Here is a 24,916-nt window from a genome sequence, read left to right on the forward strand (position 1 = left end):
AGAAACAGAGGCTTATCCCGCAGGTGGCTCGGTGGAGGCAAGGGCCGGATCATTCGGAGCGGCCGCGTTGGCGGGCTCGGGTCCGGTCTGGGCCTCCGGGGACTGCGTGGCCGTGTGCGTGCCCTCATCCCGCCGGAACCGTACGCTGACGATCTTGCTCACCCCGCGCTCCTCCATCGTCACGCCGTACAGCACGTCGGCCATGCTGATGGTGCGTTTGTTGTGGGTGATGATGATGAACTGGGAGTGCCCCAAAAACCGCTGAAGAATGCGGAGGAAGCGGCCGATGTTGGCCTCGTCCAGCGGGGCATCCAATTCGTCCAGGACACAGAACGGACTGGGTTTGACCTGGTAGATGGCGAAGAGCAGCGCCACCGCGGTCATCGTTTGTTCGCCGCCGGAGAGCAGGCTGATGGTTTGCAGTTTTTTGCCCGGCGGCCGCGCCAGAATCTCGATGCCGCTTTCCAGAACGTCGTTCTCGTCCACGAGGCGGAGATCCGCGCTGCCGCCTCCGAAGACCTCTACAAACAACTCGGCGAAGTTGCGGCGAATCTGCTCGAAGGTTTCCAGGAACATCTGCCGGGTTTCGGTGTTGATCCGCTGAATGACCTCCAGCAGCTGGGCCTTGGCACGCACCAGGTCCTCATACTGCTGACTGAGAAACTGGTGGCGTTGCTCGGCCTCCTCGTACTCTTCGATGGCCACCAGATTGACCACGCCCATTTCGTCCAGGCGCTTTTGGAGCGCTTCCACCTGTCGAGCGACTGCATCCCAGTCGGTCGCCAGGCCGGCCCGGGCCATTTCTTCCGGGGTCAACACCTGGACGCGGGCCGGTCCCTCGTCGGCGTAGGTGATGGTGATGCATTCGCTGCGAACGTCCTGCAGACGGATTTGATACTTTTCCTGGATGCGTTGGCAGAGGTTTTCGATTTGGAGCTGCCGTTGGGCGCGCTCGAGTTCCAGGCGGTTTCGTTGTTCCTGAAGCTCGGTCAGTCGATGGCGTTGTTGGCGCAACGCCTCTTCGGCCTGTTGAATGGCCGCTTCCTGTTCGGCCCGCTGCTGGTGTCGCGCGGCCAGTTGTTCGTTGAGTCGGTCGCGGTCGGTGCGCAGGCGTCCCAGCGCGGCGTGGGCGGTTTCGATTTCCTGTTCGGCCTGTGTCTTGCGGGCCACGCTGTCGGCAATCTCCTGGCGGCAACGCGCGGCTTGTTGGTCCAGCTCGCGCAAACGCTGCTGCAATGCGGTCAGTTGCTGTCGGGCGGCCGCCGCCCGTTGCTCCTCGGACGCCAACGCCACGCGGGCGTCGCTCAGGGCCGCTTGGGCCTGGTCCCGTTGATGCCGGAGGTCTTCCAAATTCGCCTGGAGGGTCCGGACCTGTTGCTGAAGTTCCTGGTCGCGCTGTTCCAACGCGGTCAGGGTTGCGGCCAGTTCCGTCCGTCGCTGTTTGGCCTCCTCGATCTGGCGCTCGAACGACTCGATTTCGTAGGCGACGGTCTCGAGCTTTTGCAGCAGGGTCTGGCGCGCCTGTTGCAGCGCGCGCAGTTCGCCTTCCCGGCTGGCAATGGCCACTTCCTGCTGCCGCAGCTCGCTCTGGACCTGTTGCAGGCCCGCCTGCAGGGCGGTCTGTTCACTGAGCAGGGCGCCGCGACGCCGGCCGGCCTCTGCCACGGCCTCCTCCAGGCGTCCCAGTTCGGCGCGCAGTTCGGCGATTTGGTTTTTCCGGCCCAGAATGGAGGCGGGGCCCTGTCCGTTTCCCTGGCCGTTGAGGTAGCCCCCCGTGTAGATGCCGTGTCGACTGAGCAGTTCGCCCCGCAGGGTGACGAAATCGCAGCCGCCATGGCCGTTGCACAACTGCGCGGTGGCCGTGGCCAGGTCGGGCACGATGAACGTCCGCCCCAGCAACGCCCGCACCAGCCGCTGAACCTCGGGATCGGCCTCGACCACATCCAGGGCCCGGATCATGCCGGCCGGCGGCGCGCTGGCGGCGGGATTCCCGGATGAACCGGAATCGGCATCTCCGGGGGCCAGGTCGCCCGGAAAGGTGAGCTGCCGATCCTCGGCCGGTTGGATGGCCAGGGCCGCCACGCTGGCGCGCCCGGCCCGGGTTTGCGCCAATTGTTCCAGAATGGCCTGGGCCGCTTCCGGCTGCTCGGTCAGCACCAGCTGCAAGTGATGGCCCAACGCCTGTTCGATCGCCACCACGTACGGCGCGGGCACGCGAATCCGATCCGCCAACGATCCCAACACGGCCTCGGACTGGCGCAACGCGGCCAGCGCGCCGGGATCGTACCCTTCACGGCTTTCCTCCAGTTGTTCCAGGACCCGCAGGCGGGAACGAGTGGCCGCCTGGGACTGCAAAAGCTGATCGAGCGCGCTGGTGGCCTGCGCGACTTCCTGTTGCAATTCGCGCAGCCGCTGTTGCCGTTCGGCCACCAGGCGGCGGCGCGTCTCGGCGTCCTGCTTGTCAGAGGCCACCCGGCTTTCGAACTCCTGCAGACGGGCCAGCAGGCGTTCGCGTTCGGCTTCCAACTGGACCTTTTCGGCCGCCAGTTTTTCGAGACGGGCCGCATACCCCTGCTGCTGGAGTTCCAGTTGATTGAGGGCGTTCCGCACCCGGGCCAGTTCCTGGGCCTGGGCCAGCGCGGCCGATTGGGCCTGTCGGAGTTCTTCCTGCCCCTGACGTAACGCCGACTCCAACTGTCGGAGGGCTTCCACGCGGGCCTGATGGGTTTGCTGGTGCTGTTGCACCGCCGCTTCGGCCTCTGCCAGGCGTTGCCGGACCGCCAGCAGTTCCTCCTCGGCCACGCGGCGCCGCTCTTCGATTTGCGCGATTTCGGTGAACGCTTGTTCGTCCCGACGCGTCAGTTCCCGAATGCGCTCCTGGTTGAACGCGATCTGGCTTTCCTGGCGTTCCACCTCGGCCTTCAGCTCCGTGGCCAGCTGTTGCAGGCGCCCCAACTCGTGGACCAGCGCGGTCAATTCTTCCCGGCGCCGGGCCACCTCGGCTTCCGCCGCGGACACGGCGGTTTCCGCTGCGGCGATGGCCTCCGTGACCGTCGCCAGGGCCGCTTCCCGCTCCCTCAGTTCGCTCTGCAACACGTCGTAGTGATGCCGCGCCAACTGCGTTTCCAGATGCTGCAGTTCGGCCTGCAGGGCCTTGTACCTGCGGGCCTTGCCGGCCTGCCGTTGCAGCGACCCGATTTGACGCTTGACCTCGCGAATCAGGTCCGAGACGCGAAGAAGATTCTGCTCCGTGGCTTCGAGTTTGCGCAGCGCCTCCTTTTTCTGGGCCTTGAACCGGGTGATGCCCGCAGCCTCTTCGAATACCATCCGACGATCCTCCGGCCGGCTGGAGAGCACCTGGGTGATGTTGCCCTGGGCCATGATGCTGTAGCTGACCCGCCCCATGCCGGTGCCCGCGAACAGTTGCTGGATGTCCCGCAGCCGGCACGGAACGCGGTTCAGAAAGTATTCGCTGCCCCCGTCGCGGTACACCCGCCGGGTCACCGTCAGCTCATGGTAATCCACCTCCAGGCCGGCGGCCCGAAGTTGCGAGGCGTCCACGCCGCCCAAGGTCAGGGAGACCTCCGCCATGCCGAGCGGCTTGCGCGTGTCGGTGCCGTTGAAAATGACATCGGCCATCTCGCTGCCGCGCAAGGCCCGCGCGGACTGTTCGCCAAGGACCCAGCGAATCGCGTCGGCCACGTTCGATTTGCCGCAGCCGTTGGGTCCCACGATGGCGGTCACGCCCGGCTGAAAGCTCAACGTGGTTTTGTCGGGGAACGACTTGAACCCCAACAACGTCAGATTCTTCAGGTACATGCGCCGCTTCAGCGAACCAGACCCCACCCCGCCCGTAAAGCGCAAATCTACAACAGGCTGGGGTTCGGTTGTTGTCGGAGCACAAGCTGTTGAGGAGAGGAACCGATCTGAACAATTGTGCCCTCAACCGTCAAAAACCACGCTGTTTTGTCAAGACAGCGGCCTTTATACACTCGGGCAAGGGACATTTCCAGTCCTTTTTGGCGGAAGCCCCGGGTCCGCTTGAGACTGCGGTTGCTTCGTAAGAGCCCTGCCTGACCCTGTTGCAGTGCGGAGCCCACGCATGACTCGCCGGGGAGCGCCGGACTTCCATGAGCGGGGACACCCTGACCGGTTTTATCGCCACAACCCAAGCGGCTCCGTGCAGCATCGCCGGCTCAATCCGGGGCGTGGTGAGCTTGAATCCGCCTTTCGAGTCCGCCGCGGCGGAGCTGCGTGACCCGGGCAAAAGTTCCGCGCGGTAGCCCAAGCTGCGGCAGGGCTCTGAGTTGGTTTTGGCGCTCCTTCCGTGGGAGGCTGATTGGAGAAACTTTTGGATTCGCCTCCCTGGCATGGCAAACGGGAGGCGACGGTCGGGCTGAAACGAGGATTGAGCCGCATTTTCGGGTTGGAGAGCCGCTTCTCAGCTTTGAAGCCCGTGGCCCCGGTGTCGCCGGCGCATGTATTTCTGAGGTCAAAGCCGCGGGCAAGGCCGCCACCTCCGGCGAGCGCTTGCGGTTTGGCGGGCTATCCGGCTCCTCCGGGAGACCGATTGGGCTGCGCACGAGGGGCCTGCGATGGAGCCGCGTTTCCCTCAGGTCCACGCCACACCCAACCCAACAACCCGAGGGCCACCAGCACCCCGGCCAAACTCACATAGAGCGGCCCCAACGGAGGCTGGTACCAGAACTCCACCACATGCTCGCCCGGCTCAAGGAAGACCCCGCGCACCAGATAATTGCATCGCAGCACGGTGGAGGGGCGGCTGTCCACTCTTACATGCCAGTTGGGATCGAACTTGTCGTTGAGGCGCAGTACACAGGATCGCTGCACTTGTGCGCGCAATACCACGCGCTTTGGCTCGTAATGAGCGAACTCAACCGAGCCGGCCGAGCCGCCCGCGGAATCGTCCCCTCCAGCCGGGGCGGGCAGTGGCTGGGAGACCAGGACTGTTCGATGCGGATCGAAACCTGGATCCGGCAACAGGGCCAGCGCCTCGGAATCGTTGGTCACCACCTGCCAATGCTGGTGCAGGCCCGCCTTGGGCAGCGCACCCAAAAACTCCATGAGGGCAAAGGGCCCTGCCGCGTTCGTATGAATCAACCACGGCCCTTCCGGTCCCTTGGGCCGCACTTCGAACCGCATGAGCTCGCGAAATCTGCGCCGCTCAGGGTCTACTTGGTTGTTCAACGCCTCGGCCATCCCGGCCGCGCCCAACAAATAGCGCGTGCTGGTCAGTTCCCATCGGCGGAGAACCCGCTGGACCCAGTTGGTCATGTCCTCGGGGCCCTTGGGGCGTCGGGCGAGCGCCCCCTCGAATGCCTCCATCTCCACAGGCACGCGGGGCATCTGCACGATGTCCGGTGACTGGATGTTGTTGAACGGGAAGAGATGTTGCATCCACTCCACGCGATACAGTTGCGCCAGCAATGCGTACCGCGGCGGCAAGAACGGCTCCGCCAGTGCCACCCGGTGTTCCCACGGCCGCTCCCGCAGGAACGCGATCACCGGATTGTCGCTCGCCTCCACGTACCTCTCTCGCCAGTTGTAGGTCACCACCCAGGGGCGGTTGGCCAGCCCCAGGTCCAGAACCAGCAGACCGCACCCGGCCCAACCCGCCCAGCGCCACCCGGGCCGGGGCCATCGTCCGCTCACCGCCAGCGCCGTCCAACCCAATGCCAGCCCCAGAAACAACACTGTCCGTCCCACCTGCCCCACACTGAACGCCGCTTGCGCCTCCGCACGCGCCGCCGCAGCTGCCACGTCCTCGCCCGCGCCCTGCGCCCGGGCCTCCAACAGGTGCATTTCGGTCAGGTACCGCTCCAATCGGGGTCGCGCCCCCGCATAGAGCAACCAGGCGATCACCGCCAATCCCAAGACGCACACACTCCCGGCGAGCCAGCCCCGCTCAAACGTGCCCCGTTCTGCGCCCTTCACCGCCCCCGACCGTTCCCGTCCTGCGGACGTTTGGTCGCCGGCCAAGTAAGCGCGCCACAGCCCCTGCAGCCCGTAGCCGCACAGAATCAGCAGAGCCCATTCCAGGATGTGCATGAACTTCGCCGGATTCCGAATCGCCGAGGCGTACGGGAGGGCGAAAAAGAACTGATAAAACGGCGCGAAGCGTCCGAACATCAGGAGCGTGGCCACGACCGCCACGGCCATCCAAAACCCGATCGCGCGGCGTTCGTCGGGGCGGAACCCCGAGCGTTGCCCCCGGAAGACCTGCACCAGCGTCCAGCCCACCAACACGAGCACCAACTGGCCGGCGTAGCCACTGCCCATCCCGTATCGGAAAAAGCCCATGGGCGGCGGGCCCTGTCGGTCTCCGGCCAGATAGGCATCCCAGGCCGGATCACTTCCGCCTCTGCCCCAGTAGTCGCCTCCGCCCGGGGTGTCCATGCGGTACCCGAACAATCCCGGCACCACCACGCTCATGATCTCCACCTTCGGCAGGCTCCACTGTGTGGCCCAGGCCCAACGCGCCTCCCGCGACCAACCCTCCTGTTCCAGCTGAGCCACGCCACGCACCTGGGTGGCCACCAGCGTGCTCAAAGTCGATGCGGCCAGAAACGCGGCACAACCGGCCACCAGGCCCAGCCGCGCCACTCCGCGGCCCAGGCGGACGGCGGCAGGGCCCTCGCCGGTCCAGGCCTGGAAGAGGACGAACGCCGCGATCACCAGGCTGAACAGGGCCCCGATGTCGTAGGCCTCCACCACCCCCATTCCCACGGCGAACCCGGCCAGGGCCGTCCGCACCCACGGACGGGGGGCTCGCGGATCGGCCAGGGCCGCCAGGGCAAGGAAATTGCAGCCGAAGGCGATGGGTTGGGCGCAAACGCCCCAACATGCCGTGGCAAAAAAGTCGCCGTTCAGGCCGGTGGCCAGTGCCAGCAGGATCGCCACCCAGGGCGACCATCGCATCTGCCGCGCCCACACCCAGGCCGCCCAACCCACAAACAGCAATGAAAACGGTGCGTAAAGCTTGGAGAAGACCACCGGGTCGGTGAGCAACCGCACCAGCAGGGAGACACTCGGGGCCGGAGCAGGGGCCGGGCCGCCGAACCAGTTCAGATCCTGCCACAGCCCCGTCACGGTGGTGGCGGCCTGATTCTGAGCGGCGACCATGCCTCCGAGGGGGCCGTCGTTGGAGAATACGACCCGCCCGGGAAGGAATCCCTTCCAAAACAGCCCGCCCAGCACCAAGCCCAGGAGCACCACGCACCCCGAGCGGCGGATCCAGGCGGGCGAGTTACCTGTGCCCGGGTTCATCATCGGTCGAGCACCATACCGGGCGCATCCCGAAGGGGCCATGAAAAAGAGGAGAACCGCATCCTGCGGACCGGCTGCGCCGCGGATTGCTGCAGCGCGCTGCCCGGTTGCGTTTCATTTCAGCCGCTGTTGCCCGGTGGACTGAACACAGGTTGGACAAGACCTCGTTCATGCGTTATTGGCATGCGGCTGTGGCGCGTATTGCAGTGGTCCACCTGGTGCGAGAAGCTCATGGGCCGGCCCCTTTTGAGGCCTTCCTGCGCGCTTATCGTCGCCACCCCGCCGGTGTGGAGCACGACCTGATTTTCGTCTGGAAAGGATTTCGTGACCTGGCGGTGTTGGACTCCTACCGGCGAAGGGCGGCCGATCTGGTGTTTCAGGCGTTCTCGGTGAGGGATTGGGGCTACGACATCCGGGCCTACGGAGTGGCCTTGCGCCGCCTGTCTCATGAGTATTTCTGTTTCTTGAACTCTTTCAGCGAGCCTCTGGTCGCCGACTGGCTGGCGCTGCTGTTCCGACACGCCCAGCAGCCCGACGTTGGCCTTGCCGGTGCCACCGGGTCGTGGGAGAGCATGTATCGCAACTGCTTCCTCCCTTCTCCCCCGGGCCTGACGGGGGCGCCTCCGGTCCTCCGGTGGCGATTTGCGCGGCGGATCCTCTGCCGCGTGATGTTTCCCCCCTTTCCGAACTGGCATGTCCGGACCAACGCGTTCGTCGTGCGACGCTCACTGGCTCTGGAATGCTGGCCCCGGTGGATTTTCTGCAAGCGCCATGCCTATCTGTTCGAAAACGGGCGCTGGAGCCTGACTCGACGCATCCTGGCGCGGGGTCTGCGCGTGGTCGTGGTCGGCCGCGACGGTCGGGCCTACCTGCCTCAAGAGTGGCCCGGCAGCCGCACCTACCGCTCAGGCCGGCAGGAAAACCTTCTGGTTGCGGACCGCCAGACGCGCGCGTACGAGGAGGCCGATCCTGCCACACGGCATTGGCTGGCGGATCTGGCGTGGGGAGAGGCGGCGGTGCCTGCTTCGTGAATGGCCGTGGCCTGCGATTCTCCCTGGGCCATGGTTGCCGCTCGGGTGCCGTCGAGCCCCGAATCCTCGAACACGGCGGTGCCAAGCCCTTTTTTCGACGGCTTGCTTCCCGAAACGGCGGCCTTTAGCTATGTGTCCATGGAAGAGCCGCCGCAAATCCGCACGATTCCGCGGTCAACTTGTCCCCTCTGTGAAGGCCGCGGGGTCGAGCTCCATGGCAATCTCCGGGATGTCCTGTATGGGGCGCCGGGTTGCTGGGGTTTCCTGCGGTGTGAGAATCCCCGATGCCGTCTGATCTGGCTGCATCCGACTCCGGTTCGTCAGGACATCGGTCTCGCTTATCGTTGTTATTTCACGCATCCGGAGTCGTTCGAGTCTCCGGGTCTCTCCGCGCGTCTTCGCAGCCGGCTTTACGCCGGTTACCAGTGCCTCCTGCGCGGCCTGGATTCACTTTTCGGCCTGGGTTCGGCCCGTGACGCCCTCGAGAGGCGGCACCTGGATCCACGCTCGCGCGGTCGGCTCCTGGATGTGGGATGTGGCGACGGCTCGTTTCTTTACCGCATGCAGCAACAAGGTTGGCAGGTCACCGGGATCGACCTCGACCCGCAAGCGATCGCGGCGGCCCGCCAGCGGTATGGGTTGGAGCTCGTCGTGGGTGACCTGCAGAGCGCCCGCTTTGCATCCGGCTCGTTCGACGCCGTCACCATGAACCACGTGATCGAGCACCTGTTCGACCCTCGGGAAACGCTGCAGGAGGTCCGTCGAATTCTTAGGCCTGCGGGGCTTTTGGTCCTCGTAACACCCAACCCGGACAGTATGGGCCATCAGCGCCATGGCGCCCACTGGTTTGGACTCGATCCGCCGCGGCACCTGCACCTTTTTCCTCCCGCCACATTGCGGGCCCTGGTCGAGCAAGCAGGCTTTCGAGTCGTGGCCCTGGAAACCACGGCCGTGCACGCCGACATCTTTTGGGGCGCCAGTCGGTCCATCCGGGAAGCTCGTCGACACCACCGCATCGGCCCGCTTCCGCAAAAGGTTCGGCCGCTGCGCGCGTTGCGCGCCGCGCTCGAACGGTATTACGAACATGTCCAGCTGCGACGTCACCCCCTGGCGGGCGAAGAAACCGTGCTCGTGGCCCGATCCGATGCTCCATGAACCTGCAATGACCGTTGTTGTGGCCGGGCGTCGAAGGCGCACTCGTCCCCTGAGCTCCGACCGGGCGGGGCGTGGCGGAATCCCCGACCGTCTCGCTGCCTCCCCTGCGCCCCGCACCCGACGCATCGGGTACCTGTGCTGAACCACTTGCCTTCCATGTCCTCCCTGCCTGTTTCCACCGTCTCCTGGCCCCCGGTTGGGGTGGTCATTGTGAACTGGAACCTGCGGGACTCGTTGCGGGAGACCCTGCAATCTTTCCGACAGGTGGATTATCCCGACCTGCGCATCGTGGTCTCGGACAATGCCTCGACCGATGGCTCGCAGGAAATGGTGCGGCAGGAATTCCCCGAAGTGAGGCTCCTGGCCCACGACCGCGGTCTTGGCTACGCCCGGGCGGCCAGCCTCGGCATGGCTGCGCTGTTGCCCGAGGTGAAATACATCTTCAGCACCACCAATGACGTTCTTGTAGCGCCCGACTTGATTCGCGTGCTGGTCGAGTTCGCAGAGGCCCATCCAGAGGTCGGCGTTGCAGGCGCCAAGATTTTCTTTCACTCGCCCCGGGACCGCCTTTGGAGTGCCGGCGGGTTCTTCTTTCTCGGTCATCCCTGGCACCACGGCTGGATGCGCAAAGACGCTCCGCGTTACAACCGTGTGCGCGACTGTGCCTTTGTCACAGGATGCGGGTTCCTCTTGCGGAGCGAAGCCCTCCAAAAGGTCGGCTTTTTCGAGGAAAGCCTGGTGTTTTATTCCGAGGACGCCGATCTCTGTCTTCGCATCCGCGAGGCCGGGTACCGGGTGGTTTATTTTCCCCTGGCCCGCATGTGGCACAAGACGTCGACGACCCTGGCAAAAAACCGGCCGGTCCAGTTGTACTATAGCACTCGGAACAATCTGTACGTGCTGCAACGGCATCGGATTGGCATCCATCCCCTGACCCTCTGGGCTTATCTGGCACTGATCTGCCCGGCGAAGATGTTGCTGTTCCTTTTGCTGGGCCGCTGGGGGAATGCGCGGGGCATCTGGCAGGGCATTTGCGACTGGTATCGGGGCCGATATGGCTGGTACGAAGAACATCATGCCGGTGATCGCTGACCCGACCTGCCCTTCGCGCCCTCCCTGGCACCTGTCAACCCCGGGCCGGCGTGCGTGCTTTGGGGAGATGCAAACCGAAGCCGGGCTGCCGGCTTTGCGGTCCGGGGCGTGTCCTCGCTTTTGGAGTTCCGGCGGGTTTGTGCCCGGGATTCGGCCTTTTTCTGAAAACCAGAAGCCCGGGGTTTCGGCTGCTCCGGAGGGTCAGGCACTCGTCACAAACTCCAGATCCGGGGCCTGGGGGAGGAATCCTCGCTGGTGTCCCAGCTGCAGAAAGCGGCGAATGGCTTCCCGGCCCCGCTCGCCATAGTCCAGCGTCCAGTGGTTCACGTACATGCCCACGAAACGGTCGGCGAGCTCTCGATCCAGACCGCGCCCGAACGCCAGCGCATACTCCAGGGCCTCCGGCCGATGCGCCAGGCTGTATTGGATGGACTCCGTCAAAACCCGTGCCACTCGACGGCGCAACGGTTCCGGATGTCGCTTGTGAATGACGTTCCCTCCCAAGGGCAGCGGAAGGCCTTCCTGGGTTTCGCTCCACCAACGACCCAGATCCACACACACCTGCCAGCCCCCCTGCCCGTACGTCAATTGACCCTCGTGAATCAGCAACCCTGCGTCGGCCTGCCCGTCGGCCAGTGCTTCGAAGATCCGATCGAAGGGCACCACGACATAATCGAGCTCGGCTGCCGGCCGATCCAACCACAGTTGCAACGCCAGAAAGGCCGACGTCAGTGTTCCCGGCACGGCCAGTCGGAGCCGGAGCAGGTCGGATCGGCCGTAGGGGCGTCGGGCCACCACCAGCGGACCGTACCCGTCGCCCATGCTGGCCCCGCTGGGCAACAGCGCGTAGTGGTAACAAACGGCCGGGTAAGCGGCGAAGCTGATGGCCGAAATGTCCAGTTCTCCCCGCAGTGCCCGCTCGTTCAACGTCTGGATGTCCTGGAGCACATGTTGGAACTGCAGTCCCGGCGTGGGGATGAATCCCCGGGCCAGCCCGTAGAACATGAACGCGTCATCGGGATCGGGCGAATGCCCCAGCGTCAACACGGTTTCCTGCATGGCAGCGCCAATTTCGTTTGGAGCGGCGGGAAGTCGAGTGGAAAAACGTCCCGGCACGGTGCCTTGCTCAAGGATTCGGCGGTCCCACGTGGCCGGGCAACGGGCAACGCTTTCCGAATCACGCGCTTGGAGATTTGCGCCTGGCGAAGCGTGCCGCCGGGTGCTCTGACCCGCCTCCGGCCATTGTCGAGCTCGGATTGACCCGGATCTCGCCGCGCTCCATGTGCGTGGCTCTCACGGGCCCGGCTCGGATCTCCAGACAGAGTCCGGGCGTCAGCTCTCGACCGGCTCCAGTCGCACCACGCGGTCGGGTCCGTTCAGCACCACATAAAGAAAGCCATCCGGCCCCGAGGCCACGTCCCGAACGCGGCCAATTCCCTTGAAGACGATCTCCTCTTCGATCACTCGATGCCCGTTCAATTGGAGCCGGCGCAGCTCCTGGGAGGCGAGCCCCGTGACGAACAAGTGGTGGCGCCAGCGCGGAAATCGGTTCCCCCGATAAAAGTCCATGCCGCAGACTGCGATGGACGGGGTCCAATGCACCACGGGCTGTTCCATGCCCTCGCGGGCGGTCCAGGCGGTGATGGGCGTCCCGTCGTAATTCATCCCGTAGGTGATCACCGGCCAGCCGTAATTCCGGCCTTTGATGATCACGTTGAGTTCGTCGCCGCCACGCGGACCGTGTTCGGTCTCCCACAGCTCGCCGGTCTCCGGATGGAAGGCCAATCCCTGGGGGTTGCGATGGCCATGACTCCAGATGGTGGCCACCGCATCCGAACGGCCCGCATACGGATTGTCCGGCGGCACGCGGCCATCTTCCAGGATCCGGTGAATCTTTCCGTTGGGCCGGGTCAGGTCCTGTGCGTCCTGGGCGTGGCCCCGTTCGCCGTGGGAAAAGTACAGGCAGCCATCCGGCCCAAAGACCATGCGGCAACCGAAATGGATGTTGCCCGGGCGAAAGCTCCAGAGGGGCGCCCGCCAGATCACCTCTTCCTCCGTCCACTGCAGGGCGCGGAGTCGGCCGCGCACCAGAGTGGTCATGCTCACGTCCCGGCTTTGGGCGCTGCTGGCGGGTTCGCTGTAGGCCAGGTAGATCCAGCCGTTGGTCGCGTACCCGGGATGCACCAGAACCTCCATCAACCCGCCCTGCCCGCGGTATCGCACGGTGGGGGTGCCGGCCACGGCGGCCGGTAGCAGCTTGCCGTCCTGGACCACGCGCAGTCGCCCTGGCAATTCCGTCACCAACATTCGGCCGTCCGGCAACCAGTCCACCGACCAGGGCGTGGCCAGTCCCTCGACCACGGTGCGCAGCCGGAACCGGTGCAGGCGGGTTTCGGCGGTTTGGTCGGGCCGCGGCTGCGGGTAGCGTGTGGCGGCGTGGCGAGCCTCCGTGGCTTTCTCGCGGATGTAGATCACTAGGGCGCGAATCTCCTCGTCGCTCAGTAGGTTTTTCCAGGGCGGCATGCCGTTGAGCTCGTCGCCCTCGCGGATCACCTGGAACAGTGTGGCGTCATCTCCGGAGCCGTGCACCCACTCCTCGTCCAGCAGGCTTCGGGCCTGGCCACCGCGCAGATCGATGCCGTGACAGTTGGCGCAAAGTTGTTCGTACAACCGGCTGACCTCGCGGCGTTGCGGCTGCCCCACGCTGGTGGGCGATGCCAGGAGTCCCAATGCGCAAGCACTGATCGCCAGGCCTGCGAATCGCCGACACGCCGCCCTCCAAGCACCCTCCGGTTTTAAGGTCCACATAAGTGGCCGGAAGTTGGATGCATCAGCACCTGGTTGTCAAACGGCCGGCGCGCCGTCCGGCGCGGCCCGAAGTTGCTCGAACGCCTCCGGAAAAGAAAAACGAAGCGCGGCGCAAGCATGCGGACGCTTGCATGGTGCACAAGCAGGAAAAACGCTCTCGGCTGGCAGCCCCGCGGCGTTGCCGAAGCCCTGGCCGGTAGTGCAGGCTTGCGTCCCGGGCATCCGGGGACCTTCGGTCTGTATCGGACCTTTGTGGATCTCCGCCGGCTTTTGTCCCTGCGGCCGGCCCGCGCTGTGCAAACCCGCCTTCTTCGAGGTTCCACACCGCCGGCGTTCCTGGCTGCCGTTCAGCCGCCGGGTCAGCCGCGCATCGCGAGGCCGGTGGACGGCGCCGCTGTCCCGGGCATCCCGTTGCCTCCGGGGAGGCGTTGGAGGTGTTCAGGCTTTGCCCTGGCGAATCCTTTCTTTTTTGGCCTCCAGCTCTTCCTGCAGCTTGCGACGTTCCTGGACCAGTTGCTGTTCGAGCTCGGCGGCTTTCGCCCAGTCCCCGGCGGCTCGAGCGGTGGCGATTTGTTGCTGAAGCGTGATTTCCCGCTCGGCAATGCGCGCTTTGTAGCGCGACTCCAGTTCGGCAATCTCCCGCTTTTGTTCCTCGGTCAGGGGCGTCAACGGGGCCGCCCGATTGAGCCGTTCCATCGCCAGTTCGTATGCCGTTTTCATCGTTGCTCCATGCCGTGCTTGTCTCGGCCGGGGTTGCGGCCGGATCAGGCTGTTTTACCTCCCGAAAACCTTAGGCCCCGGGGTGCTCGCGGGCAACCCCCGGGTCAGTCGCTGCGACGGTCCCATTGCTGCGCCAGGCCTGCCGGCTTTCCGATCATTCATGTCGTGCGGTCTCCCCGGGCTCTTTCGGCCGGCCCGCGGGGTGCCCCGGGGTCTTTCGGCCGCCGCCCGTGGCGCGCCGGCCAAAGTTGCGCTCGCCTCGCGCGGCCCGGCGGCCTAATCTGGCCTGCCTGTCGGTCAGGGAAACCGTCCGGCGGGGGCATGGCCCGTTTCGCCCTTTCGGCGCGGGACGATGCCCGATCAGGTGTTTTGAGAGCATGCGCGTGATGACCTCGGCTGAGATCCGGCAGTCGTTCCTCGACTTTTTCCGGTCGAAGGGACACACGATCGTACCGTCTTCGAGTCTGCTGCCCGATTCGCCCAATTTGTTGTTCACGAACGCGGGCATGAACCAGTTTGTGCCCATTTTCCTGGGCCTGCAGCCGTGTCCCTACGATCCCCCGCGGGCGGCGGACACCCAGAAGTGCATTCGGGCCGGCGGCAAGCACAACGATCTGGAGGACGTGGGATTGGACACGTATCACCACACGTTCTTCGAGATGCTGGGGAACTGGTCGTTTGGCGATTACTTCAAGCGGGAGGCCATCGAGTGGGCGTGGGAGCTGGTGACCGAGGTGTGGCGGTTTCCCAAGGAGCGGATCTATGCCACGGTGTACCGACCGGGTCCGGGAGATCCGGCGGAATTCGATGAGGAAGCCTGGGAACACTGGGCGCGGTTGTTCCGGGCTGCGGGGCTCGATCCGCAGGTCCACATCCGCACCGGGGGACGCAAGGACAACTTCTGGATGATGGGAGACACCGGCCCGTGCGGCCCCTGCTCGGAGATTCACGTGGACCTGACGCCGGAAGGCGACACCCGCGGCGCGCTGGTGAATCAGGGGCATCCGCAGTGCATCGAAATCTGGAACCTGGTGTTCATCCAGTTCAACGCAAATCCCGACGGCACCTTCACGCCGCTGCCCGCGCGCCATGTGGACACCGGCATGGGATTCGAACGGGTCACGGCCATCATTCAGGGGACCCGCGGCCTGCAGGACTTTGCACAGGCACGGATTTCGAATTACGAGACGGACGTGTTCCGGCCGTTGTTCGATGCTTTGGAGCGGTTGAGCGGTCGTCGCTACGGCTCCACTTTGCCCCGACCGGGCACCACGGGGGCGACGGAGCAGGAACGGGTGGATGTGGCGTTCCGCGTGATTGCGGACCACATTCGCACGCTCGGTTTTGCCATCGCCGACGGGATTCTGCCCTCCAACGAAGGGCGGGGCTATGTGTTGCGACGGATTCTGCGTCGGGCCGTCCGGTACGGTCGCAACCTCGGCTTTCGCCAGCCGTTCTTCCACCGGCTGGTCCCGGTGCTGGCCCAAACCATGGGCGACGTGTTCCCGGAAATCCGGGCACGCCAGGCCCAGGTGGAAGAAGTGATTCGCCAGGAAGAAGAAGCGTTCAACCGCACGCTGGATCGCGGGCTGCAACTGTTCGAGGAGGAAGTGGAGCGTCTCCAGCAGGCGGGGACCGGGCCGGCGGCTTCCTGCATCCCGGGCGAGTTTGCCTTCAAGTTGTACGACACGTACGGCTTTCCGCTGGACCTGACCCAGCTCATGGCGCGGGAACGCGGCTTGACGGTGGATACGGCCCGTTTCGAGGCGCTCATGGAGGAGCAGCGTGCACGCGCCCGGGCCGCTCAGAAAAAGACCGTGATCGAGGTCACGCAGTTGGAGACCGAGACGCCCACGCAGTTCCTGGGCTATCAACAGTTGGAGGCCGAGGCCCGCGTGCTCCGCGTGGTCCGCGTGCAGGATCGCCCCGCCGTGGTCCTGGAGGCCAGCCCGTTTTACGCCGAGATGGGCGGCCAGGTGGGCGACACGGGAGAACTGATCCAGGGGGAACGCCGCTGGCGCATCGTGGACACGCGAAAGGCGGGCGAAACCTGGCTGCATTTTCTGGCGCCCCCGGAGGCAGCGGACACAGAAGAGTGGCCCGAGCCGGGTCAGCCCGCCCGGTTGCGCGTCGACCGGGATCGGCGTCTGGCCATTCAGCGCCATCACACCGCGACCCACCTCTTTCACTGGGCCCTGCGCGAGGTGGTGGGGCGGGAAACGGCCCAGAAGGGTTCCTATGTGGGGCCCGACAAATTGACCTTTGACTTCAACAGTGCGCCCCTGCGCCCGGACCAGCTCCAGCAGATCGAGCGCCTGGTCAATGAGCGCATCCTCGAAAACGCCCCGGTGACGTGGATCGAGGTGAAATACGATCACATCCGCCACCGACCCGACATCCTGCAGTTTTTCGGCGAGAAGTACGGGCAATGGGTCCGGGTGGTTCAAATCGGTGGCACGCCGGGCGGCCTGGATGGTTACTCCATGGAGTTGTGCGGCGGCACGCACACGGCGGCCACCGGCGAGATCGGCCTGTTCCGGATCCTGGGCGAGGGTGCGGTGGCGGCCGGCATTCGTCGGGTCGAGGCCGTGGCCGGGCTGGCGGCATGGGAACATGTCAATGCCGAGCAGGCTCTGTTGCGAGCCGCGGCAGCCCGTGTCAACGCCCCGGTGGCGGAACTGGACCGCAAACTGGAGGCGTTGCTCGAACAGCAGAAGGCCCTGGAGAAACAACTCAGGGCGCTGCAACAAAAACAGGCTGCCGCCGCGGCCGAGGCGCTCCTGGCCCGCGTGGAGTACCGTGGGGATCTGCCGGTGTTGATCGCGCGCCATGACGCCGATGCCGAGACCCTGCAAACCATGGTCAACGCGCTCAAGGCGCGCGTGCCGGGGCTGGTGCTGCTGGGCGGGGTGGCCGATGGCGTCGTGTCGTTGGTGGCGGCGGTCTCCGGACCTCACGCCGCTCGCGTGCACGCGGGCCAGTTGATCCAGCAGATTGCGCCGCTGGTGGGTGGAAAGGGCGGGGGCCGTCCCGACCATGCGCGCGGGGGCGGTCGGGATGCGACCCGGCTGGATGCTGCTCTGGCCCGCGCGCGGGAACTGGTCCAGTGACCTCCCCCGGCCGCCGAAACCTTCTGAGAACCTGCAACGCCGCGGGGCAGGCAACCCTGCCTGCGCGCGTCAGATCCGCCAACCGGGCCGGTTCTCGCGTTTTACCCAGGCATTGAGCTCGGGCAGATTAGTCACCCGCATGTTGGGGCCGTCCCACTCGACCTTGTTGCCCACGCCGGCCTTCTGGGCCAGGTTGCCGAGCGCACAAAACTCCGTGAGCCGCGTGCCGTACTCGAAGCTCGAGGCGGTGTCGGTGCGACCCTCGCGCACCGCCTCCAGGAAATCGGTGAAAATGTCCCTGGGCCGCGGCAGAGTTTTCGGGGGTTCGGGAATCTCCCGCATTTTGGCCCAGGGCACCACGTGCATGCGCTCGCCGTAGGTACCGGTGAAAATAATCCCTTTCTCGCCCACGTAGAGTGTGCCGCTGTCGCCGCGGTCCAGCTCCTCCTCCGGGTATTGACGCCGCAACTCGAGCAGGAGGGGCGGCAGATTCCGCGCCTCGCCCACGGCAGCGCGCAGGGCCCCCTGGGGACGGTCCTGGGTCGTGGGATTGAGTCCCTCGTACCAATACACCTTCAGCGGGGGAAGGTCCCCGCGGGCGGGCACGTCCCAACGGATGCGAGAGCCGATCGGATAGCGTTCGTCGCTGCCGCCGCGCAGATACTCCACTTCCACACTGGTGGGATGCTCGATCTTCAGGGCCCAGAAAACGCCGTCCAACACGTGGCAGCCCATGTTGCCGATGGAGCCGTTGCCAAAATCGTACCATCCGTGCCAGGAATGCGGATGCAAATCGTCATGAAAATCCCGGTACGGCGCGGGGCCGATCCATTCGTCCCAATGCAACCCCGGTGGCACCGGCTTGGCCGGCGGACGCGGGCCTTCGCCGCCGTTGCAACGATTGGTCCAACTGTGCGTTTCCCGGACGGGCCCGATGACGCCGGCCCAGATGTATTCGCACAGGCGCCGGTAGCCCTCCTCGTTGTGGCCCTGGTTGCCCATCTGGGTGGCCACCTTGCTGCGGCGGGCCATCTCGCGCAGTGCGCGTGCCTCGCCGATGTTGTGACACACCGGCTTTTCCACGAACACGGCCTTGCCCAGCTGCATGGCGAGCATTGCCGGCAACGCATGTTGATGGTTGGGGGTGGCCACGAAAACCGCATCCAGACTGCGCCCCACCTCGTCGAACAGCCGCCGATAATCGGTGAAAAACCGCACCCTGGCCGGATCCATTCCCCGGCGCTTCAACCAATCAGCCACGGCTTCGTGACGTTTCTCGTCCGGGTCCACCACCGCGACGATGTTTTCCTTCGCAATCGCGTTCAGATGACTCATCCCGCGGCCGCCGCAACCGATGACGGCGCAATTGAGTTTGCGTCCCGCGTCCTGGGCGAGGAGCAGATTGGGGCCGGGCATCCAGCGGGGCGCGCTCAACGCGCCGGCGGCCAGCACGGCCCGCTTCAAAAAGGAACGTCGAGAGTACGCGACTTTCATGGGCATGAGGGAAGGGAACGATCGTTCGGTTCGATGGCACAGCCGGAGTCTGGCGAGCCCGGCACCGTGGCATCGGTTCGACCGCGCGCTACACCGCGGGTCCCGGGCAGTCCCTTCGGCGATGGGTCTCTCCGGTCCATGTCCGATTTGAGCGCGAATCTGCGCCGATCCGAGCCCCTTGTAAACCGCAAAGAAAGGAAGGGCAGGGAACACGCCCTCGTGCTCTCGTCCGCTTGCGGCGTTCGACCGGGCCTCGATGCGACAGTTTGTCCCTCGCAGTGGGGATCTCATCCGGTGCGACGCTGAACGGCGGTGGTGATGGCAAGCGCGGAGAGCTGCGTTTTCCTGAGAAAAAATTCTCGTACCGGACCTTGACGGGATCGCGGCGTCGTCGCATATTCCGCCGCATCGCCGCTCAGCGGACTGAGTCGCGCCCCATCCTATGGCCAGGACGAAGCTCAGAACGTCGGTCGCCAGCGCGAAACCCCGCCGCGGTCGCAACGGTTCGGTCCGCTCCCGGTCCTCGCCCGCGCGTCCGCCTCGATCTTCTCCCGCGGAATCGTCTCCACCTTCGAGTCCGGGGGCAGAGTCGAACGCCCCGGCATGGACGGGTCCGTTGCGTCGCCTTTTGCAGATGGCCCACGAACAGGGCGCCGTCACCGAGGCCGAGGTGCAAGAGGTGATCGGCCAGGCTGGTTTGAGTCCCGAAGACGCCGACCGACTCTGGCAGGAACTTCAGGCCTTCGAGGTGCGCATTCAAGACTCCGAAGCGGACGGCGTGGGGGAGGATGCCTCGGAGGATGATTTGGCGGAGGCGGGCCGGCTTGAAAGCCTGGACGATCCGGTCCGCATTTATTTGCGGCAGATGGGCGCGGTGCCGCTCCTGACCCGCGAGCAGGAAATCGAGATCTGCAAACGCATCGAGGCCGCCGAGGCCGAACTGCGCCAGATCCTTTATCGTTTCGGATTCACCGCCAAAGAACACATCGCCCTGGCCGAGAAACTGCTCAGCGTGCCGCCCAAGGAACGGTTCGACCGGGTGATTTCCGACCAAAAACTGGAGCGTCGACCGCAGCATCTGCGCCTTCTGCGCCGACTGCTGCAGAAGGTGCGCGCCCTGGATACGGCCGCCGACCGTCACTGGCGGGCCGCCCGCCAGGCCTCGAGCCCGACCGCTCGCGCCCGCGCCCTGCGGCTCTGCCAACGCGCGCAAAAACAACTCGAAGCCCTGTTCCCGCAGTTCGCCCTCAAACCCAAAATCCTCGAGGAAATGCTGCTGGTGGCGCGGAATGTGGCCGAGCGGTTCCGCCAGTGCCAGGCGCGGCTGCAGCAACTCCAGCAGCAACCGTCCTCGCCCGAGCAGGCGCAGGCCCTCCGCACCGAGCAGGAGCAGTTGACCGCCCTGGAGGATCTCGCGCGGGCCCCGGCCGCCGAGTTCCTCGCCGCCCACGACCGACTCCAACAGGCCGCCGACCGCGCGGTGCAGGCCAAAACGGAAATGGTCGAGGCGAATCTCCGCCTCGTCATCTCGATTGCCAAACGTTACACCAACCGCGGCCTCTCCTTCCTCGACCTGATTCAGGAGGGCAACATGGGCCTCATGCGCGCGGTGGAAAAATTCGAATACCGGCGCGGCTACAAGTTTTCCACCTACGCCACCTGGTGGATTCGGCAGGCCATCACCCGCAGCATTGCGGACCAGGCGCGCACCATCCGCATCCCCGTCCACATGGTGGACGTGATCAACCGGGTCCTCCGCGCCCAAAAGGAGCTCTTTCAGGTCCTGGGCCGCGAACCTTCGCCGGAAGAGCTGGCCGACCAACTGCAAATGCCGCTGCATCGCGTGCAGAATCTCCTGCGCATGGCGCAGCAACCCTTGTCCCTCCAGGCCTCGGTGGGCGAAGGCGAAGACGCCACGTTCGGCGATTTCATCGTGGACCGGAATGCCGACGATCCTGCCGATCAGACCAGCTTCAGCCTGCTGCGCGAACGCCTCCACAAGGTGTTGGCCAGCCTGGCCGATCGCGAACGCAAAGTGCTGGAGCTGCGTTTCGGTCTGCTCGACGGCTACGCCCGGACCCTCGAAGAGGTCGGCAAACAATTCAACGTCACCCGCGAACGCATCCGTCAAATTGAAGCCAAGGCCCTGCGCAAGATGCGCCATCCCACGCGCCTGCGGCTGCTGGACGGGTTCCTTGCGCCGGGCGCGTGGCCTGTGTCTCATCCGCGACCGGCCTGACTACGGTCGACACGGCCCACCTGCTTCTGGTGGGGTGGTGTTTTGCCATTGCACAGGGTGCCGCGCGGCGCCTTTGCCCGTGGAGGCTGCCACCCTCCTGCGGCCTGTCGCCGCCAGCCGGCTTCCTGCGGCTGACACCGCGAACTCTGCTCCCCGGGCCGGTCTCGCGATGCCCTTCCTCACCGGAGTCGGTGCAGCCGTGTCTTCCACCAGACGTGCGAAGTGTCTTGCGCGTCCACGGATGATCGTGCTGCCGCGGACGCTTTCGACCCAACGCGGCAGTTGCAGGTGGTCGCCAACCGTGGGAATTATGCTGCGGCTCCGTCCGGCGGGGCCCGCTGCTTCCGGAGGTGCTGTTCGCACCCGTTTGATCTAAGCTGGGGCCATGCGGATCACAGGCGGTCGCGCAGGCGGGTTGATCCTCAAAGTGCCCAAGGGACTGGCCATCCGGCCGACGCCGGACCTGGTCAAGCAGGCGGTGTTCAACAGCCTGGGCGCGCGGGTGGTGGACGCCGAGGTGCTGGAGTTGTTCGCCGGCACCGGGGCGTTGAGCTTGGAATGCATCAGCCGCGGCGCGCGCCTCGCGGTCTGCGTGGAAAAATCCGGCCGACACGCGGCGGTTCTGCGCGAGAACTGGCGTCGGGCCGGATTCCCGCCGGAATCGTTGGAGCTGCGCCTCCAGGACGTCTTTGCCGCTCTCCCGCCGTTGGTCATGGCCGGACGCGTGTTCGATCTCATTTTGGCCGACCCGCCGTACGGCCCCAAGAATCTGCAGGAACGCTCTCGTTCGTGTGCCCAGCAGTTGCTCGACGACCCGTGGCTGCCCCGGTTGCTGCGGCCCGGGGGACGTTTCATCCTGGGACATGCCCGACGCGATCGACTCGAGCTGCCGCCTCCCTGGCGCGAGATCAAGGTCTTGCAGCACGGCGACAGCGTGATGCGGTTTCTCGAAGCTGCGTCCGAAGTGCGCGAAACTCTGCCGGGCCCGGCCGAGGGCCCGGCGCCATAGCCCCCTCTACCAGGGTTGGGATTTCACCCGCTCATGCTCCGCCACCAAAAAACTCAGCCACTCATCCATCCCTGCGCCGGTCTTGGCGGACAGCTCGAAAATCCGGGCGTGATGGCTGACCCGGTGCAGGTGGTCCAACGCGGCGGCTCGATCAAAGCCCACCACTTCCGCCAGATCCACCTTGGTGATCAACGCCACGTGTGCCGAATGGAACAACGGTGGATACTTGAGCGGCTTGTCCTCCCCTTCGGTCACCGACATCAGAACCACCCGCAGATCCTCTCCCAGATCGAAATCCGCCGGGCAGACCAGGTTCCCGACATTCTCCAGGATCAGCAGTTCCAAGCCGTCCAACGGCAGGTCCCGCAAGGCCCGCCGCACCATCTCGGCATCCAAATGGCAAACCGTGCCGGTGGCCACCTGCACCACCGGGATTCCCGCCCCCCGCAGCCGCTGGGCGTCACGGTCGGTCGCCAGATCTCCCACGATGACCCCGCATTTCAGGCGCCCCCGCAGGCCCGACACGGTGCGTTCGATCAACGTCGTCTTCCCGGAACCGGGGGCTGACACCACGTTCAAGACCAGCAAGCCCTTGGCTCGAAAGAACCCCCGATTTTGCTCGGCCAGCCGCTGGTTCTTTTCGAGCAGGGAGCGATGAAGCACCACGGTTTGACCGGTGGCTTCCTCTGGGTGCGCATGCAGTGGTGCTCTGTGGATGTCCGGGTGCTCATGCCCGTGCGGAGAGTGAACCTCGCCGGCCACGGGACCGGTCGAAGGACCGGGCCGGGCCTGCATGGATCCAGAGCCGCCCGTTTCCGCATCGCGTGCCGACAGGATCCGCGGCTCACCGCCCAAACCACAGCCACATTCCCTGCACATAAAACCCTAATCCAGCTCGATGCTCACCAGTTCCAGTTCCCGCCCCTGCAGGAGCTCGCCCGGTGCGGTTTCACACCGCGGACAGGCGGACCACACGTCCATGCTCTCGTACTCCGCCCGGCACCGGGGGCAACGCCACCGTGCCGCAACCCGTTCCACCTCCAGGCGCGCGCCCGCTGCCGGGGTCCCGGCCGTCACCAAATCGAACGCAAACTCGAGCGCTTCCGGCACCACTCCGCTCAATGCCCCCACGCGCAGTCGCAGCGCCGCCACCCGCTGTGCCCCTCGGGCTCGGGCCTCCTCCACGGCCAACCGCACGGCTTCCGCCATCAATCCAACCTCGTGCATGAACCAGTCTCATGTTAGCATGAGTTTGCGCCAGGAAAAGTGAAGCGCAAACCGTTCCCGGTCTGACTTGGGGGACTTGGGGCTTTGTCAGGCTGGAACGAATCCCCGGTGCGGCGTTGCCGACCGGCCTCTGCGTGCCCCGGGGGCGGAGGTCGCTTCTCCGGACCAGGCCGCTGCGAAGGCGGGGCTGCCGATTCCCGGGGTTCCCCGGGGGTATCCGGAGTTCCAAAACCGGAGCATTGACGATGAATGTCTTTGCATTAGTTTGAGTCTAATCGAACGCTCAACAGGATACGCACCGATATGCAAAAACCAACGACCAGCCTCGGGAACGCCCCCGCCAGCCGGCGGGAATTCCTCAAGAAAACCGCCGTGGCCGCCACCGTGGCGGCCGCCGCACCGTTGCTGCGGACCCCGGTATACGGCCAGAATCAAGCCCCTTCCGTCAACGTTCTGGGCGCCAACAACCGCATCGTTGTGGGGTACATTGGCACGGGCAACATGGGTCAGACGCATATTCGCACCCAGAAATCCCGGGCCAACGAGAACAATATCGTTCAAGCCGCTGTCTGCGACGTCTCCAAGCACCGCGCCGCTCAGGCCAAGGCCCTGATCGGCGACAACGTCGACGTGTACTACGACTACCGCAAGCTCCTTGAACGCAAGGACATTGACGCGGTCACGATCGCCACCGTGGACCACTGGCACGCCCGTTGCACGATCGACGCCCTCAACGCCGGCAAGCACGTGTACGTCGAGAAACCCATGACCCGTTACCTCGGCGAGGCGTTCGAGGTGTACGACACCGTCAAGAAAACCGGCAAGATCCTCCAGGTCGGGTCGCAGGGCTGCTCCGACCTGAAGTGGCACAAGGCGGCCGAGTGGATCCGGCAGGGGAAAATCGGGCCCGTGGTCATGGCGCAGGGCAGTTACATGCGCAACAATCCCAAGGGCGAATGGAACTACACCATCGAACCCTGGGCCACGCCGGAGGATATTGACTGGCAGTTCTGGCTCGGACCGGTTCACCGCAAGAAGCCCTTCAGCGCCGACGACTACTTCCGTTGGCGGAAGTACTATCCGTATTGCGGCGGCCTGCTCAGCGATCTGGTGCCCCACAAGGCCCATCCCTACATGCTGGCCACCGGCAACCCCGAGTTCCCCCTGCGCGTCGCCTGCGTCGGCAGCAAAAAGGTGGGCACTGACAAGAACACGCAGGGCACCCCCGAGCGCGACGTGCCGGAGATCGTGCAAATCATCGCCGAATTCCCCAGCGGGATGGTGATGCACATCACCAGCAGTTCCGTCAACGAGCAGGGCACCCAGGAAATGATCCGGGGCCACATGGCCACGCTCACCATGGCGGGCAACCGCGTCGAATTGCGGCCCGAACGGCCCTTCGCGGAGGAAATCGACCCCGAGACCAGCGAGGCTTTTCCCGTGGAAAGCGTCGAAGCCCACGAAAAGAACTGGTTCGACTGCATCCGCGCCAACAAGGAGCCCAATTGCGGCATCGAACTGGCCATTCGCGTTCAGACCATCGTCTCGCTGGCGGAGATCTCCGAACGGCTCAACGTCATGTGCCTGTTCGATCCGCAGACGCGCAAAGTCACCACTGGCGACGGTCGGCCCGTGCCGATCCCCACGTACGGTTGGTCGGAACTCTCTTGAGTTCCCCGGCCACGCGAAGTCGATATTCCCAGCCCGGGCCGCCCTGGCCCGGGCGTTTGTTTTTCTGAAGACG

15 protein-coding genes are annotated in these 24,916 nt (G+C 65.3%); 7 read left to right on the plus strand and 8 right to left on the minus strand.

The features are described 5' to 3' along the window. Positions 1-12 precede the first annotated feature (12 nt). Both smc and ACPDIT_RS06075 read right to left on the minus strand, forming a co-directional pair. On the minus strand, positions 13-3,819 hold the full coding sequence (smc, locus tag ACPDIT_RS06070; protein ID WP_423442282.1) for a chromosome segregation protein SMC: 3,807 nt from the start codon (positions 3,817-3,819) through the stop codon (positions 13-15). 726 nt (positions 3,820-4,545) lie between these two features. Further along, positions 4,546-7,290: a hypothetical protein gene (locus ACPDIT_RS06075; RefSeq protein ID WP_423442283.1), complete on the minus strand. Its 2,745-nt coding sequence runs from the start codon at positions 7,288-7,290 to the stop codon at positions 4,546-4,548. A 167-nt stretch (positions 7,291-7,457) separates the two neighbouring features. On the opposite strand from ACPDIT_RS06075, the gene ACPDIT_RS06080 reads away from it, so the two are divergent. The 3 genes from ACPDIT_RS06080 to ACPDIT_RS06090 all read left to right on the plus strand — a co-directional run bounded on the left by ACPDIT_RS06080 (position 7,458) and on the right by ACPDIT_RS06090 (position 10,565). Then, positions 7,458-8,318: a hypothetical protein gene (locus tag ACPDIT_RS06080; protein ID WP_423442284.1), complete on the plus strand. Its 861-nt coding sequence runs from the start codon at positions 7,458-7,460 to the stop codon at positions 8,316-8,318. Between the two features lie 138 nt (positions 8,319-8,456). Continuing rightward, complete coding sequence (locus ACPDIT_RS06085) at positions 8,457-9,473, plus strand: class I SAM-dependent methyltransferase (RefSeq protein WP_423442285.1); 1,017 nt, start codon at positions 8,457-8,459, stop codon at positions 9,471-9,473. A gap of 156 nt (positions 9,474-9,629) precedes the next feature. After that, entirely contained in the window at positions 9,630-10,565 is a 936-nt protein-coding gene (locus ACPDIT_RS06090; RefSeq protein ID WP_423442286.1) for a glycosyltransferase family 2 protein, read from the plus strand. Between the two features lie 201 nt (positions 10,566-10,766). On the opposite strand, the gene ACPDIT_RS06095 is transcribed toward ACPDIT_RS06090, so the two are convergent. From ACPDIT_RS06095 to ACPDIT_RS06105, 3 genes are all read right to left on the minus strand, one after another. Then, positions 10,767-11,624 carry an MqnA/MqnD/SBP family protein gene (locus tag ACPDIT_RS06095; protein WP_423442287.1) on the minus strand — a complete coding sequence of 286 codons (858 nt, stop codon included), beginning with the start codon at positions 11,622-11,624 and terminating at the stop codon, positions 10,767-10,769. 273 nt (positions 11,625-11,897) lie between these two features. Further along, positions 11,898-13,295: a PQQ-dependent sugar dehydrogenase gene (locus ACPDIT_RS06100; RefSeq protein WP_423442288.1), complete on the minus strand. Its 1,398-nt coding sequence runs from the start codon at positions 13,293-13,295 to the stop codon at positions 11,898-11,900. Between the two features lie 516 nt (positions 13,296-13,811). Further along, the gene (locus tag ACPDIT_RS06105) at positions 13,812-14,093 is read right to left on the minus strand and encodes a hypothetical protein (RefSeq protein ID WP_423442289.1); all 282 of its coding nucleotides are present in this window, start codon (positions 14,091-14,093) and stop codon (positions 13,812-13,814) included. Positions 14,094-14,479: 386 nt separating this feature from the next. Between ACPDIT_RS06105 and alaS the strand changes: the two genes are divergently transcribed. Continuing rightward, complete coding sequence (gene alaS / locus ACPDIT_RS06110; protein WP_423442572.1) at positions 14,480-17,203, plus strand: alanine--tRNA ligase; 2,724 nt, start codon at positions 14,480-14,482, stop codon at positions 17,201-17,203. Positions 17,204-17,272: 69 nt separating this feature from the next. Here alaS and ACPDIT_RS06115 read toward each other — a convergent pair whose 3' ends face one another. Continuing rightward, positions 17,273-18,697, minus strand: a complete 1,425-nt coding sequence (locus ACPDIT_RS06115) for a Gfo/Idh/MocA family oxidoreductase (protein WP_423442290.1) — start codon at positions 18,695-18,697, stop codon at positions 17,273-17,275. A 442-nt stretch (positions 18,698-19,139) separates the two neighbouring features. On the opposite strand from ACPDIT_RS06115, the gene rpoD reads away from it, so the two are divergent. Both rpoD and ACPDIT_RS06125 read left to right on the plus strand, forming a co-directional pair. Beyond that, on the plus strand, positions 19,140-20,936 hold the full coding sequence (gene rpoD / locus ACPDIT_RS06120; RefSeq protein ID WP_423442291.1) for an RNA polymerase sigma factor RpoD: 1,797 nt from the start codon (positions 19,140-19,142) through the stop codon (positions 20,934-20,936). Positions 20,937-21,321: 385 nt separating this feature from the next. After that, complete coding sequence (locus tag ACPDIT_RS06125; protein WP_423442292.1) at positions 21,322-21,945, plus strand: RsmD family RNA methyltransferase; 624 nt, start codon at positions 21,322-21,324, stop codon at positions 21,943-21,945. Between the two features lie 6 nt (positions 21,946-21,951). Here the strand turns inward: ACPDIT_RS06125 and hypB are convergent, their stop codons facing one another. Together hypB and hypA are read right to left on the minus strand one after the other, a co-directional pair. Continuing rightward, entirely contained in the window at positions 21,952-22,824 is an 873-nt protein-coding gene (gene hypB / locus ACPDIT_RS06130; RefSeq protein ID WP_423442293.1) for a hydrogenase nickel incorporation protein HypB, read from the minus strand. Positions 22,825-22,830: 6 nt separating this feature from the next. Then, the gene (hypA, locus tag ACPDIT_RS06135) at positions 22,831-23,172 is read right to left on the minus strand and encodes a hydrogenase maturation nickel metallochaperone HypA (protein WP_423442294.1); all 342 of its coding nucleotides are present in this window, start codon (positions 23,170-23,172) and stop codon (positions 22,831-22,833) included. 303 nt (positions 23,173-23,475) lie between these two features. Between hypA and ACPDIT_RS06140 the strand changes: the two genes are divergently transcribed. Beyond that, on the plus strand, positions 23,476-24,843 hold the full coding sequence (locus ACPDIT_RS06140; protein WP_423442295.1) for a Gfo/Idh/MocA family protein: 1,368 nt from the start codon (positions 23,476-23,478) through the stop codon (positions 24,841-24,843). Positions 24,844-24,916 lie beyond the last annotated feature (73 nt).

The sequence above is a fragment of the Limisphaera sp. VF-2 genome (assembly GCF_049537125.1).
Taxonomy (GTDB): domain Bacteria; phylum Verrucomicrobiota; class Verrucomicrobiia; order Limisphaerales; family Limisphaeraceae; genus Limisphaera.